This is a genomic window from Peribacillus sp. NPDC101480 (assembly GCF_050277335.1).
Classification (GTDB): Bacteria; Bacillota; Bacilli; order Bacillales; family DSM-1321; genus Peribacillus.
In genome coordinates this window covers 199,471-214,431 of sequence record NZ_JBNNSB010000002.1, presented here as the reverse complement: position 1 = coordinate 214,431, position 14,961 = coordinate 199,471, and the positions used below count along the sequence as shown (strand labels likewise).

General features: G+C 40.5%; 12 protein-coding genes. 11 read left to right on the top strand and 1 reads right to left on the bottom strand.

Annotated features, from left to right (window positions below):
- The first annotated feature begins 8 nt into the window (after positions 1-8).
- The 9 genes from ACQKMF_RS08610 (at position 9) to ACQKMF_RS08570 (ending at position 10,672) form a co-directional block, all read left to right on the top strand.
- The gene (locus ACQKMF_RS08610; protein WP_101221915.1) at positions 9-866 is read left to right on the top strand and encodes a MurR/RpiR family transcriptional regulator; all 858 of its coding nucleotides are present in this window, start codon (positions 9-11) and stop codon (positions 864-866) included.
- A gap of 32 nt (positions 867-898) precedes the next feature.
- Complete coding sequence (locus tag ACQKMF_RS08605) at positions 899-2,269, top strand: PTS transporter subunit EIIC (protein ID WP_101221916.1); 1,371 nt, start codon at positions 899-901, stop codon at positions 2,267-2,269.
- Positions 2,266-3,276: a MupG family TIM beta-alpha barrel fold protein gene (locus ACQKMF_RS08600; RefSeq protein ID WP_402942524.1), complete on the top strand. Its 1,011-nt coding sequence runs from the start codon at positions 2,266-2,268 to the stop codon at positions 3,274-3,276. The genes ACQKMF_RS08605 and ACQKMF_RS08600 overlap by 4 nt, the downstream gene beginning before the upstream one ends.
- A gap of 211 nt (positions 3,277-3,487) precedes the next feature.
- Positions 3,488-5,428: a glycoside hydrolase family 3 protein gene (locus ACQKMF_RS08595; RefSeq protein WP_402942527.1), complete on the top strand. Its 1,941-nt coding sequence runs from the start codon at positions 3,488-3,490 to the stop codon at positions 5,426-5,428.
- Positions 5,429-5,441: 13 nt separating this feature from the next.
- On the top strand, positions 5,442-6,680 hold the full coding sequence (locus tag ACQKMF_RS08590; RefSeq protein ID WP_402942530.1) for an exo-beta-N-acetylmuramidase NamZ family protein: 1,239 nt from the start codon (positions 5,442-5,444) through the stop codon (positions 6,678-6,680).
- Between the two features lie 190 nt (positions 6,681-6,870).
- Entirely contained in the window at positions 6,871-8,346 is a 1,476-nt protein-coding gene (nagE, locus tag ACQKMF_RS08585; protein WP_402942533.1) for an N-acetylglucosamine-specific PTS transporter subunit IIBC, read from the top strand.
- Between the two features lie 366 nt (positions 8,347-8,712).
- Positions 8,713-9,141, top strand: a complete 429-nt coding sequence (locus ACQKMF_RS08580; RefSeq protein ID WP_260357525.1) for a DUF1801 domain-containing protein — start codon at positions 8,713-8,715, stop codon at positions 9,139-9,141.
- Between the two features lie 45 nt (positions 9,142-9,186).
- Complete coding sequence (locus tag ACQKMF_RS08575; RefSeq protein ID WP_402942536.1) at positions 9,187-10,230, top strand: oxidoreductase; 1,044 nt, start codon at positions 9,187-9,189, stop codon at positions 10,228-10,230.
- Positions 10,231-10,351: 121 nt separating this feature from the next.
- The gene (locus tag ACQKMF_RS08570) at positions 10,352-10,672 is read left to right on the top strand and encodes a hypothetical protein (RefSeq protein ID WP_402942539.1); all 321 of its coding nucleotides are present in this window, start codon (positions 10,352-10,354) and stop codon (positions 10,670-10,672) included.
- 21 nt (positions 10,673-10,693) lie between these two features.
- Here the strand turns inward: ACQKMF_RS08570 and ACQKMF_RS08565 are convergent, their stop codons facing one another.
- On the bottom strand, positions 10,694-11,881 hold the full coding sequence (locus ACQKMF_RS08565; protein WP_427572616.1) for an MFS transporter: 1,188 nt from the start codon (positions 11,879-11,881) through the stop codon (positions 10,694-10,696).
- Between the two features lie 122 nt (positions 11,882-12,003).
- On the opposite strand from ACQKMF_RS08565, the gene ACQKMF_RS08560 reads away from it, so the two are divergent.
- Complete coding sequence (locus ACQKMF_RS08560) at positions 12,004-12,450, top strand: MarR family winged helix-turn-helix transcriptional regulator (protein WP_427572614.1); 447 nt, start codon at positions 12,004-12,006, stop codon at positions 12,448-12,450.
- 291 nt (positions 12,451-12,741) lie between these two features.
- Positions 12,742-14,331, top strand: a complete 1,590-nt coding sequence (locus ACQKMF_RS08555) for a long-chain-fatty-acid--CoA ligase (protein WP_427572612.1) — start codon at positions 12,742-12,744, stop codon at positions 14,329-14,331.
- Positions 14,332-14,961 lie beyond the last annotated feature (630 nt).

The window sequence follows — 14,961 nt, the reverse complement described above, 5'->3', positions numbered from 1 at the left end:
GGGAAGAAATGGCTACAGGAGGATTATCAATCATACAGACAATGTTGAGCAAGCTGCCGCAATCTGAACAAAAACTAGCAGAATATATTCTCAAGAATCCTCATGAAGTTGTGAACAGCACTGTACAGGAATTAAGTACGTCTGCCCAAACAAGCGGGGCTGCTGTTATTAGGTTGTGTAAGTCGCTTGGCATAAAAGGATTTCAAGATCTGAAAATAAGGATTGCTGGAGATTTGATGAAGACCGTTGAACAGGGCTACCGGGATATCGAACCTTCCGAATCACTGTATCGGATTGTTGAGAAAACAACGAGTAATTCGATTCAGACCATCCGGGACACATCTGAAATAATCGATCACGATAATCTCAAACATGCGATAACGCTGATGCTGAATGCTAAAACTGTCCACTTTTGCGGTGTTGGTGCTTCGAATATAGTTGCGGCTGACGCTCAGCAAAAATTACTTCGCATCAATAAAGGGGCAACGGCTTTTACAGATATGCATTTAGTTGCAACCTTGATTGCAAATGCTGATGAAAATGATATCGTTTTTGCCATTTCATTCTCAGGGGAAACACCTGAAGTTGTCAATATATTAAAGCTGGCAAAAGAACGTGGGGTAAAGACGATTGGGCTGACTCATTATGGCCAAACAACGGTATCTTCTTTGTGTGACGCTACACTGTATACATCCTTTTCGAATGAAGCACCGTTTCGAAGTGCAGCCACATCCTCACGATTGGCACAATTATATATGATTGACATTTTGTTTTTGGGGATGGCTTCAGAGCAATATGAAGAGACTGTCCAATATATTGATAACACCAGGTCTGCCATTAAATCGATGACAGATCGATATAAATGATTGATACGAGATTTGACAAAGGGGGCTTTTGAATGGGTAAGGGGGATAAGTACGCCAGTTTAGCCGAAGAATTATTGGGGAAATTAGGCGGGGCATCAAATGTTGCCGATGCTGCACATTGTATGACCAGACTAAGGGTATTGCCAATCGATCGTTCGAAAGTAAAAATGGAAGATATAAAAAATACTGAAGGCGTTTTTGGCGTCATTGAAGAGGAAACGATACAAATCGTCCTCGGTCCAGGCGTGGTGAACAAGGTTCATGCAGAATTTGAAAAGCTTTTGGAAGATTATTCAGGCAATTTGAACTTAAAGGAAGTAGCCTCGAAAAATAAATCAGAGATTGATAGGAAAAATGCAAAACCTTTTAAACTTTTTTTACGCAGGATTGCAAGTATTTTCATCCCTTTAATTCCCGCCCTAGTGGCATCAGGTTTGATAACCGGTATTACAAAAGCAATCGTTCAAGCAGGCTGGCTAGCAGCAGAATCACAATTAGCCATCATTTTAACCGTTATCGGATCGGGGCTGTTTGCCTACTTGGGGATTTTGGTTGGGACCAATGCAGCAAAAGAATACGGTGGATCACCTGCACTAGGTGCACTTGCAGGCATTTTGGTCATCAACCCCGCTGTCGGTGACATTTCATTGTTCGGTGAAAATTTGCTCCCTGGCCGCGGTGGGTTGATAGGAGTCCTCTTTGCAGCTATTTTCATAGCCTTGGTGGAAAAACAGGTCAGGAAATTCATTCCTCAATCACTGGATATCATTTTGACGCCAACCATCGCTTTACTCATTACTGGGATTGTCACTTACATTGTATTTATGCCGGTAGGTGGGTTTTTATCGGATGCCATTACGACTGGGTTATTGAATGTATTGGATTTCGGCGGTGTTGTAGCTGGATTCGTCCTTGGTGCAGCCTTCCTCCCTCTCGTCATTACTGGTTTACATCAAGGTTTAACGCCTGTCCATCTAGAATTGATAAATTCGATTGGAGATGATCCACTGCTTCCCATTTTGGCGATGGGTGGCGCGGGCCAAGTGGGAGCGGCATTTGCCATCTATATGAAAACGAAGAAAGCAAGTTTGAAGAGAGCAATCGGAGGAGGCCTTCCTTCCGGGATGCTAGGTATCGGCGAACCTCTTATATTTGGAGTGACCCTGCCATTGGGCCGGCCTTTCTTAACGGCATGTTTAGGTGCAGGAGTAGGCGGAGCATTCCAGGCTCAATTCGGAATCGCAACGTCGTCCATCGGTGTGTCCGGACTGCCGCTTACCTTTTTAGTTCATCCAAATCAAATCGCTCTGTTCCTCGCTGGACTGTTCATTTCCTATATAGCAGGATTTATTTTTACGTATCTGTTTGGATTTAATGATGAAATGGCGGTTGAATTCAAGTGATCGGAATCTCTTTTTATCTACAAGACCCGCATGCAGAAACACAAATCAAACATGCTGCTGACCTGGGAGTGAAGAGAGCATTTACCTCGCTTCATATTCCTGAAGAAAAGGGCGAACTGGTAAAGAGAATGATCAGGCTTTTAAAGCTTTCAGAATCCTGCGGAATGGAAATCCATGCAGATATCTCAATAAAAACGCTTCATCATTTGGGGATTAGCAAATTTATGGATTTATGGAGATTAGGTATTAAAGGTATTCGCCTTGATGATGGATTTGATAAAGAAACGGTCATATCCTTATCCAAGGTGTTTTCACTTTCACTGAATGCAAGCACGTTGAATGAAGATGAACTTTTAGCCGTGCTTGGAGGCGGTGTGGAACCGGAAAATCTGATAGCTTGGCACAACTTTTATCCAAGGCCTGAAACGGGCCTTGAGGAAGAATTCTTTCATGAACAAAATCAAATGTTCATGAAATACGGCATTCCGATCTTTGCTTTCATCCCAGGTGCAGGAAGTAAACGCGGTCCAATTCATGAAGGTCTTCCAACGCTTGAAAAACACAGGTTGATGAATCCTTACGCTGCCGGTATCGAGCTGTTTCAGCATGTGGAAGGAGTTTACGTTGGAGATCAAGGAACGGAGAATAATCTGCTTGAGAATCTGACTGCCTATAAAAATCAAAATATTCTAACTGTTAGAGCGGAATCCCGACTCTTACAAAGCCGTCAGTACGAATTGAGGCCAGATGTTTCTCAAGATGTTTTCCGGCTGCAGAATACCCGGGTCACAGCAAATGTTGAGCCGAGTAATACAGTTGCACGCAGCCTTGGATCCATAACGATGGACAATGATGGTTACGGAAGATATCGGGGAGAGGTCCAAATTTGCAAAAGAGACCTAGGGGCAAATCATCGAGTTAATGTGATTGGGCGAATTATAGAAGAAGATATTCCCTTGCTGTCCCTTCTAAAGCCTGGTCAAACGATAAAACTTATAATTGAGTGACCAATTGGGCTCTATGAATCAATTATACGGAGATAATAGGATATATTTCATGATGGCTTGTTAAAAGAGGCGGCAGAAGGGATTCCCAATGCTGCCTTGGTTTCTTTATAGGATCTATATAGTTCTTTTCCATTCATTTATACCCCTTCATGAAAGTGGTTATGGAATTGCTGCTAACAGAGCTAGAAAGTATACAAGGGAGGAAGCCTAAATGATAAAAAGGATATGTGCCCCTGCTGGAATAGCATTATTCTTGGTTTTATCCATTCTGGGAGGGAATGCGACAGCAAAAGGATCAGAGACTGAAAAAACGGTATCGGATATTCAGGGAATCGTAGCAAACATGACAGTCGATGAAAAAGTCGGTCAAATGCTCATGCCTGATTTTCGTAATTGGCAAAAACAAGGAGAAGCGAAGACGACGGGGTTTATTGAAATGAACTCAGAAGTTGCAAGCATCATCAAAAAATATCATCTGGGCGGTGTTATTCTGTTTGCAGAGAATGTAGTCGATACCGAACAAACGGTACGGCTCACCGATGGTTTGCAGATGGCAAGCCCGGACCTTCCGCTGTTCATAACGATTGATCAGGAAGGTGGAATCGTAACTCGCCTTCAAACTGGAACGAACCTTCCTGGCAATATGGCACTTGGTGCAGCCAGAAAAGAAAGTTATGCTTATCAATCCGGAGAAATCATTGGCAAGGAACTGTCGTCACTTGGCATAAATGTCAATTTCGGGCCGTCTGTCGATGTCAATAATAATCCTGGAAATCCCGTTATTGGCGTTCGTTCCTTCAGTTCTGATCCGGAACTTGTAGCAAAGCTGGGCATTCAAACGATAAAAGGATTGCAAAATCAGAACACGATAGCAACGACCAAGCATTTCCCCGGCCACGGAGATACAGCAGTCGATAGTCATTATGGTCTTCCCCTTGTTTCTCATGATAAAGGTCGTTTGCGTTCCATCGAGTTGATGCCTTTCCAAAGGGCCATTGATGCTGGAGTTGATATGATGATGACTGCACATGTTCAGTTTCCTGCATTCGATGACACTACCTATATCAGTAAAAAAGACGGTCAAGAGATTATGGTTCCTGCAACGTTGTCACATAAAGTCATTACGGGTCTATTACGTGAAGAAATGGGTTTTGACGGTGTTGTGGTTACAGATGCATTGAATATGAAAGCCATCGCGGACAACTTCGGACAGGAAGAAGCCGTAGTCCTTGCCCTGAAGTCTGGTGTTGATATTGCATTGATGCCTGCACAGGTTAATTCGCTTCAAATGGAAAAGAATTTAACCTCTGTATTCAATGCAGTGAAGGCAGCAGTGGCAAGCGGGGAAATTCCTCTAAATCAAGTCAACCAATCTGTAACGAGGATCCTTGAACTAAAAGTGAAAAGAGGGATATTAAACCCTGATGAAACTCCGATCGATAAAAAAATCGACACCGCGCTTCAAGTGGTAGGGAATGAAGATCATTTGAAAAAAGAACGGAAAATCGCGGAAGATGCCATCACCTTATTGAAAAATGAAGACAAAACATTGCCTTTCAAACCTAAGAAAAATGATAAAGTTTTAATTCTTGCTCCTTTTGATGACCAAGTTGAATCCATGTCCAGGAGCATCAGCGAATTAGCTGATAAAAAGAAAATAAAGAAAGTCCAAATAACGGGTATGAGTTTTTCAGGAAAGTCATTTACTGATCAAGTGGCAAGGCTCATTGATGAATCGGACTTTGTCATAACTGGTTCCTATGTTGTCAAAAACGATCCGGCTGTCAATGATGGAGTGATCGATGATAGCATTCAAGATTCTTCGAAGTGGGCAACAGCCTTCCCTAGAGCGGTCATGAATCATGCTAATAAGAAAGATAAAGAATTTGTATTAATGAGTTTAAGAAACCCTTATGATGTTGCAAACTTTGAAGAAGCGAAAGCGGTTCTTGCTGTTTACGGGTTCAAAGGGTATTCGAATGGGCGTTATAGACAGCCGAATATCCCGGCAGGAATTTCAGCCATTTTTGGAGTATCAAAACCTAAAGGTACTTTGCCGGTTGATATACCATCAGTAATTAAGCCCTCTGAAAGTCTTTATAAATTTGGATATGGATTAGATATTAAATCTGGAAGACCCATTAAAAAATAGGGAGGGAAGCAGTTTGAAAAGAATGATAATCCTATTTACCATTTGTCTGTTGACTTTCGGCATTGTATCCTCAAAAAGTGTAACCGCTGTTAAAGAGAAGAAAAAACAAAAGGTCAGTCCCGGTATTGAAGTCCTTTTAAAAGAAGAAAAGAACGTGTTAAGCGGAAAGAAAGTCGGCTTGATTACGAACCCAACTGGCATCGATTCAAAATTAACCAGCATCGTCGATCTACTTCATGATGATCCAGACATTAATTTGACAGCGTTATTTGGTCCTGAACATGGAGTGCGTGGAGATGCGCAAGCTGGTGCAAGCGTTGAATATTATATTGATGAAAAAACAGGGTTGCCTGTTTATAGCTTATATGGCAAAACGAAAAAACCGACGCCTGAAATGTTAAAGGATGTGGAGGTCCTTGTTTTTGATATCCAGGATGTCGGAACACGCTATTACACTTATATCTACACGATGGCATATGCAATGGAAGCAGCCAAAGAAAATAATATCCCCTTTATCGTGCTGGACCGGCCGAACCCACAGGGCGGGGAGTCGGTAGATGGGCCGGTACTTGAACCTGAATTCTCATCGTTTGTCGGTTTGTACCCAATACCGCTAAAGCATGGGATGACAGTTGGGGAACTCGCGACTTTGTTCAATAAGGAATTTAATATTGGTGCAGATCTAAAGGTCATCAAGATGAAAGGCTGGAAGCGAGATATGGACTATGATGATACTGGTCTCCCTTTTGTCTTGCCGTCACCGAATATGCCCGCAGTTTCCACTACTTTCGTATATCCGGCTACAGGCTTGATCGAGGGAACAAATGTCTCGGAAGGCAGAGGGACGACTAAACCATTCGAGTTGATTGGTGCTCCTTATATAAACAGTGATGAGCTTGCTGGGAAATTAAATGAATTAAGGTTACCTGGCGTAAAATTCAGGGCAGCCTCCTTTACACCTACATTTTCAAAACATGCAGGTAAACTCAGCCACGGAGTGGAAATTTATATAACAGATAGAGAGGAATTCAAGGCTGTCCCTACTGGACTTCACATCATCAAGACCATTCAGGATCTATATCCTGATGATTTCGAATTCCTTGCAGCCAAAAATTTCAATTTATTGATTGGCAATGGCTGGGTAATGTCCAGAATTGAAGAAGGTTCATCAGTAAATGAAATCATGAAGGAGTATCAAGTAAAGCAGGATGCTTTTAAAAAGGTTCGTAAAAACTACTTGCTCTATAAATAAGTGAAAAAAGAAAAGTCCGGTTGGACTTTTCTTTTTTTTATGAACTTTTGATGGAGGATTAAATCGCTAAGACTTTATTTCTGAATATAGCCAACTTTATATATGAAATGAAGTTCTAAAATGGAAGGAACCGTTGTCTAATAGAATATGGGGTTTGCCCTAAATCAGTAATTGACAGGAGGAAAGCGGGATGAAAAAATATCTTCAAAAAATTGGACGTTCCTTGATGCTGCCAGTAGCCGTATTACCAGCAGCCGCCATTTTAATGGGGATCGGTTATTGGATAGATCCGGCAGGATGGGGAGCGGGAAGTCCTTTAGCGGCTTTCTTAATAAAAGCAGGTTCTTCGATTATAGACAATATGGCTATATTGTTTGCTGTTGGAGTGGCGTTGGGGATGTCGAAAGGAAAAGATGGAGCCGCCGCTTTAAGCGGGCTGGTAGCCTATCTGGTTGTAACGACATTGCTTTCCACGGACTCTGTAGCGATGCTGCAGGGAATTGATGCAAAAGATGTAAATCCAGCATTTGTGAAAATAGAAAATGCATTTGTCGGAATCCTCTCGGGCCTTATAGCGGCAGCTATGTATAATCGGTTCAGTAAGGTCGAGCTGCCGGATGCACTCGCTTTCTTTAGCGGTAAACGCCTTGTCCCGATCCTTACTGCGGTTGTCATGTTACTGGTTTCCCTATTATTATTCTTCGTATGGCCGCTCATCTATTCCTGGTTAGTTATATTTGGGGAAGGAATAAGTGAATTAGGAGCTGCTGGAGCAGGACTCTATGGATTCTTTAATCGGCTTTTGATACCAACAGGTTTACATCATGCGTTAAACTCCGTATTCTGGTTCGATGTGATAGGACTTAACGATATCGGTAAATTCTGGGCTGGAACAGGAGTAAAAGGAACCACAGGCATGTATCAAGCCGGATTCTTTCCCGTCATGATGTTCGGTTTGCCGGCAGCAGCTCTTGCCATGTACCATACGGCAAAATCACGGAAGAAAAAACAAGTTGCCTCATTAATGCTCGCAGCCGGTTTCGCTTCATTTTTCACAGGAGTTACTGAACCGTTGGAATTTGCTTTCATGTTTGTTGCACCAGCCCTATTCGTTGTGCATGCCTTATTAACAGGAATATCATTAGCTATTGCTGCGACTTTCCAATGGACAGCAGGTTTCGGTTTTAGTGCAGGATTTATTGACTTTATTTTAAGTTCAAGGTTGCCATTGGCAAATGAACCGTATATGCTACTTCTTCAAGGACTGGCTTTTGCTGTCATCTACTATTTCTTATTCCGATTCTTGATTACAAGGTTCAATTTAATGACTCCCGGAAGAGAAGATGATACAGAAGATGAGCTTGATGGCGGAGGAGCGACTGCGGAAGCAGACAGCAGTCAAGGCGGGAATAATGAGAGTAAATTCTTTGGAATGGCTTCCGCTATTTATGAGGGATTAGGCGGAGACGCAAACGTTACATCTGTAGATAACTGCGTTACCCGTTTAAGAGTTGAAGTGGAAAATATGGGAGCTGTCGATCAGAATAAAATCAAATCAACAGGGGTTGCTGGAATCAATATCGTGGGTCCCCAAAGCATTCAAGTCATCGTAGGGACACAGGTACAATTCATAGCTGATGAAATTGAAAAAATCCGGCGGCAATAGGTCTGGATAAACTGCATTTTGCCTTTTAATGCAAAAATCTACGATCAGAATTATATTTTCTGATCGTAGAGATTTTTATGATAAGTACCGATTTTTAACGCACAAAAGATTTATCTTTATAAACTCTGTTCTTAAAATAGAATAAAACGAATTAATGTTCTATAATATAAAAGGGTATTGAATGAAGGATTTGCCATGAAGCTTGGAGAACTAATAATGAAGATCGTCCGCCAATCATTGATATATCGGGGATGAAGGTAATATACATACATATCAACCTAAAAACATGATTGTATATGGTACTAATATACTGTGCAATCGATATCTTATGAATTTTTTCTACCTTTTATAAGGGAGGTTCCGGTCATGTATAAACAAAAAACCAAAGAAACTGACAGTAGTGTCATTGAGTTCATTGAGAACGTCGATAATCCGAAAAAACGTGAAGATGCATACGAATTGTTGGATGTTTTTACCCAAACGACAGGTTATGAGGCAAAGATGTGGGGACCGAGCATAATTGGGTTCGGTACCTATCATTATAAATATGAATCAGGTCACGAAGGCGATGCCCCCCTGGTAGGCTTCTCGCCTCGAAAAGCAAAAATCAGTTTATATTTTGCTACGGGAGACAAAAAAAGAGAAGAATTGTTACAGGCATTTGGTAAACACACTTCCGGGAAAGCGTGTGTGTACATCAATAAAGTGGCAGATATCGATATTAACGTATTAAAAGAATTGATTAATCAATCTGTCAAGTTTTTGAGAGATACATACCCGGACAATGAAATATAATAAAATGTATGTTTAAGAGGAACAAGAAAGCGAGTGGGAACGAAAATGAGAAAAATTAAAGTGGGCATAGTTGGATACGGATTGTCAGGAGCTACTTTTCACGCGCCGTTATTAAGTGTTTTAGGGCAGTTTCAAATAGCGAAAGTTGTCAGCTCCAATAAGGAAAAAGTCCAAAAAGATTTGAAAGATGTTGAAGTGGTAAGCAGCTTAGAGGAGATTCTTGAAGACCCATCCATTGATTTGGCTGTTATTACGACACCGAGTGGTTTACATTATGAAATGGCCAAGCAAAGCTTGTTAGCAGGGAAGCATGTCATTCTTGAAAAGCCAATGGTAGTGGAAGCTTGGGAGGCGGAGGAGCTCATTAAGATTGCCGAGGAAAAGGATCTGCTATTAAGTGTCTATCATAACCGGAGATGGGATAATGACTTTTTGACCGTGAAAAAACTTATGGATGATGGAGTGCTTGGGGAAATCAATACATACCAAGTCCATTATGATCGATACCGGCCTGTGGTCAGGGATAGATGGAGGGAAAAACCAGGTCCGGGATCAGGCATGCTTTATGATTTAGGATCACATCTCATCGATCAAGCACTTCATTTGTTTGGGTTGCCGCAATTCGTTTGGGCAGATGTATTTTCCCAAAAAGAAAATGCAGAAACGGATGATTATTTCCATGTAATATTAGGATATGAAAAGCTGAGAGTTATCTTGCATTCAGGCTCAATCGTTCCGTTTAATGGACCGCGCTATCAGGTGCATGGAAGTAAAGGATCATTTATCAAGTACGGTCTTGACTGCCAAGAGGCAGCCCTAAGTGAGGGGAAAAAACCTTTGGATGACTCTTGGGGTGCAGATGAACCCGAATTCTATGGTAAGCTGGTTACGGTTGAAGGTGAAAATGAGACACATGAAACCATTGAAACACTGAATGGATCTTATTTAACATATTACCAGGCAATTGCAGATAGTATATTGAGCGGAAAAAAAGCTCCAGTAACCGCCCAAGAGGGATTATCGGTCATTAAAATCATTGATGCAGCTTTTGAAAGCAGTAAAGGGAAAAAAGCCGTATATATTAAATGATCATTTTCCCCTAATAACAATATAAATGAGAAAAACTGAATGATAAGCGGCCTTATTCTCTATTAGAGGAAAAAGGCCGCTTTTTGTTTTGGTCAAATAAAATCATTAACTTAAGAAGCAAATGGTTTCGATTGTTACGCAAGATTTTGAGCTGTTTCCGCATGAAAATGGAGCGAATATCCAAGAGATTGAAGCGTTACTCGTGAATTCGGATCATATACTCGTGAGATTCATCCATTTACTCGTGAATTTGACGCATTTACTCGTGAATTTGAATGTTACGGAAGATTTAGAGCTGCTTACGGAAAATGGAGGGAATATCCGCGAGATTTTACTTTTACTCGTGAATATACAGTTTTGGAGGATTTCAATTGATATAAAAATCATAAATGAAAAACCCCCGAATGGCGGCTGCTACTCGGGGGTTTTGTTAAGGCATTAAACTTGAAATGCCTTCTAAGCTCTAGGATAATGCCTTCGCATGAAGAGATCGCTTTTGCCAAGCCATGGTAATCATCAAAGTAATGAATAAAAGGATAAGGCCCAACATGAACGGATAGGTAATGTGTACATCATACATCATTCCGGCAAGTGTAGGTCCGAGCACATTTCCAATGCTCATATACGCATTATTCATGCCCATTGCAAAGCCCTGTTCATTCCCTGCCATCTTGGAAATCAGTGTGTTAAGAACTGGACGCAAGATGGAAGTGGAAAGGAAGATGATAAGCGAAATCAAAAAGAAAATCAGGTAACTTGTAGCAAAAAGTGATAGAAGGAAACCGATTGCTGCAACACTGATAAAGATATTCAGCACATTCACTTCCCCGAAACGCTGTACAATCCGGTCGACGACAAACAGTTGCACTATTACACTGACGATACCGGTGGCTGTAACCATGATGGCGATGTCCTTAGGACTTGAATTGAATTGATTATCAAGATAAAGACCAATTACAGATTCATATGCCATTAGGCCAAAGCTCATTACAAGAGTAATGATGAGTGGGATGAAATAAGGCATTTTCACGGATAAGGCAATCTTCCGAATCATTGTTTCAGTTTTTGCATCCATGGATTGTGGAACCTGTGACGTTTCGCTTTCTTTTAAAACAAAAATCGAAAATACAACAGCTGATAGGGACACCAGAGCAGAAATCAAAAAGGGAAACTTCAAGCCAAAGTCAGCTAAAAAACCTCCAATTCCCGGACCGACTACAATTCCCAGGGACATGGCGGCAGATACTAAACTATTGCCTTTGGCGCGTTGATCAAATGTGGTGATATCGGCTACATAAGCAAAAATTGCGGGTATTAGCAAAGCTGCCCCGATCCCGCCGATGATACGTGAAGCATATAATAACCAAATGGAATTGACTGCATAAAAAATAAACATGGATAATGTCAAACCGACCAATCCATAAATAATCATTTTTCTGCGCCCGAATTGGTCAGTCCATTTTCCGGCAATTGGCGAAAAGATAAGTTGTGCACCCGCGAAAATGGCGATCATTAGGCCAGCGGCGGTTCCGCCTTGATTAATGGAGGCCAGGTATGCTGGTAAAATGGGAATGATGATACCGAAACTTCCTATTGCTATAAACATATTGATCATGAGGATAATGATCTTTTTGCGTTGTTCTGCTGACATGGACAGCCTCTCTCTCTCTTTAAAAAATCAATAACCAATTTAATTCGCATGGTTAATTTTTTGATACGTTAATTATGTTATAGTTTTAGATAGATAGTGTCAATAAGAAAGGATTGTCAAACATGAATTCAAGTGAATTGTATAATTTACATCTAGAGATCAGGGAACTAAGCAGACTATCACAAGAATTGGTTGAACCGTTATTGGTTAAATATGATTTAACTTCTGTACAGTATCGCGCATTGCAATTAATAGTCTTGAATGAATCCATAGCTGTTAAAGATGTTTCGAATCATTTGAAGATTAAACCTGCGGCAGGAACTGCACTAATTGATCGGCTTGAACGGAAGAGGTTGATTGAGAGGGTACATAGTGAGGATGATCGGCGGGTAGTTTTTATCCAATCCACTGAAAGTGGAAGGAATACCTATCATTCCATCAATAAGTGTTTTACCAAAGTCTTTCGTGACTTTTATAGCGTCCTAAATGGAGAGGAAACGGAACGTCTCAAACAAATCGTTGGGAAGCTTACCGAACATCTGTCGTCATGCATAGAGAATAAAATATAGTCTTCCTGACGTGTACAGTTTCCATTATAATAGAATGAAGATGCACTATATATTTATTAAAGCAGTGAATTTCACTGTTTTAGGAGGTTAATTATCAGAATAATTAAAAAATATTTAGGTGAAAACGTCATTCAATGATTTTATTTTGGTGTAAGGAATCCATTAAAGAAGATATGACGGCTGGAAAATGAATATGTATCAAAAGGATAAGAAGTTTTTTTCTCAGGATTCATCATGACGAACCAGGCAGGGTGCTGAATACAAAGAATCTGAAAAGAAGGAGATGGTAAAATGTTTTCCCCATTAACTCCAATGGATTGGAAGCGCAGGGCCGTAAAATATTATCCTCAAAAAGTGGCAGTCATTGATGAAGAGAAAGAGTTTACTTATAAGGAATTCGGGCAGCGAACAGATCAACTTTCCAAAGCATTGCATTCTTCGGGAATTGAAAAAGGCGACCATATTGCAGTAATGTTGCCAAATACGCATTATATGTTGGAATGTTTTTATGGCATTTGTCAAATGGGAGCGGTAATGGTTCCTTTGAATTATAGGCTTGCTGCAGAGGATTTGGAATATATCATCAAGCATAGCGATTCAAAAATGTTGATAATCGATGAAGAATTCACCGCTCCAATCGAAAAGATCATTACTAGACTATCATTGGAAAAAATCATTATCGTGCCTGTTGAAGGACATGAAACCACTTTACCTGGGATCGACTATGAGAATTTCATTTTGCATGCAAATGAAGGTGGTCTGCCAGAGGTTACAATCGATGAAAATCAACTTTTGACTATAAATTACACGAGTGGAACTACTTCAAAACCAAAAGGGGTAATGTTGACCCATCGCGGGAATTACATGAATGCCGCTAATTTCATTTATCACCTTGGAGTGAAGCATGACGATGTATACTTACATACCTTGCCGATGTTTCACGCTAATGGCTGGGGAGGTGTATGGTCGGTAACGGCTACTGGCGGGACCCATGTATGTTTAAGGAAGGTCGATCCCCCTCTTATCCTCAAATTATTCAGCCGTCATAATATTACATTGTTATGTGGAGCACCTACTGTCGTCAATATGTTGGTAAATGATCCTAAAGCAAAAGAAACAAATATCAAAGTGCGTCCAAGGATGGCAACAGCCGGTGCTCCTCCAGCAGCAGCGCTTATACAAAAGGCACAAGAAATCCTTGGTTTGAATATGATCCACGTATATGGATTAACAGAAACTTCCCCTTTCATCCTATATAACGAGTGGAAGGATGAGTTTGAAGCTAAATCGGCGGACGAACAAGCAATAATAAAGGCAAGACAAGGTATTGAATTGGTTTTCAATGGGGAAACGATGGTGGTCAATCAAGAAGGGAAAGAAGTCCCTTGGGATGGAAAGGAACTGGGGGAAATCATCACTCGCGGCAATGTTGTAATGGAAGGATATTATAAGGATCCGGAAAAGACGGCCGAAGCAATTAGGGATGGCTGGTTTCATACCGGGGATCTGGCAGTTACCTATCCTGATGGATATATTGAGATACAGGACAGGGCTAAGGATTTAATCATTTCCGGCGGGGAAAATATTTCTTCAACAGAGGTAGAAGGGGTATTGTATAATCATCCAGATGTTTTGGAGGCTGCGGTCATTGCCATCCCAGACGATAAATGGGGAGAAACGCCTAAGGCAATCATTGTGCTGCAGCCCAATGCAAAAGTGACAGAAAAAGAGATCATTACCTTTTGCCGCTCAAAAATGGCTCATTTTAAAGCACCGACAAAAGTTGAATTCGTAGAGTCTTTACCGAAAACGGCAACAGGTAAGCTACAAAAATACCGTTTGAGGGAAATCCATTGGAAAGGATCAAAAAAGGTAAATTAAAGGCTTTCATCGGAACGGGATATATATTGAGGGGGTGTCATAAAAAGGTAAATCAAATGAAGTACGGCAATTAACAAGACCAAGAATGCTTTTAAATAAGCATTCTTGGTTTTTATATTATGGAAAGCAACATTTCCTCTGTAATACTAGGAGCGGGATAAATTAATTAACGAGGGCTTCTAAATGAAAGATTTGACTTGTAATATATATACGTATTTTAGATAAACTTGGTTTTTTACAACTAGCATAACTGATGCATGATAGGCGTGCTTTCCGGAATAATATGCTGCTATTAAACTATTTGGACTGCAAGCAAGTGATCAGGATGTCCTCAGTAATAATAGCTGATCGAAATTAATTTTAAATGTAAAACATAGCCATATTAATTTTATTTATAGCAATAATTATTGGATTAATTATATGGTTGAATTAAAAGAAAAAAGGATCTAAATCAGTTTATAGACAAAAGGGGTTCTATCTAAATTTTGAAACAAAGCTGATTAGAGCGAGTGTCTTGAGACAATATTCAAACCCCCTTTAGTCTGACTTAGAGTTAGTTTTTTTAAAAAAAAACTTATATCAATGGAATTTTGTGAATTCGTTAAAAAAAAGGCGGGAAGAAAAATTATC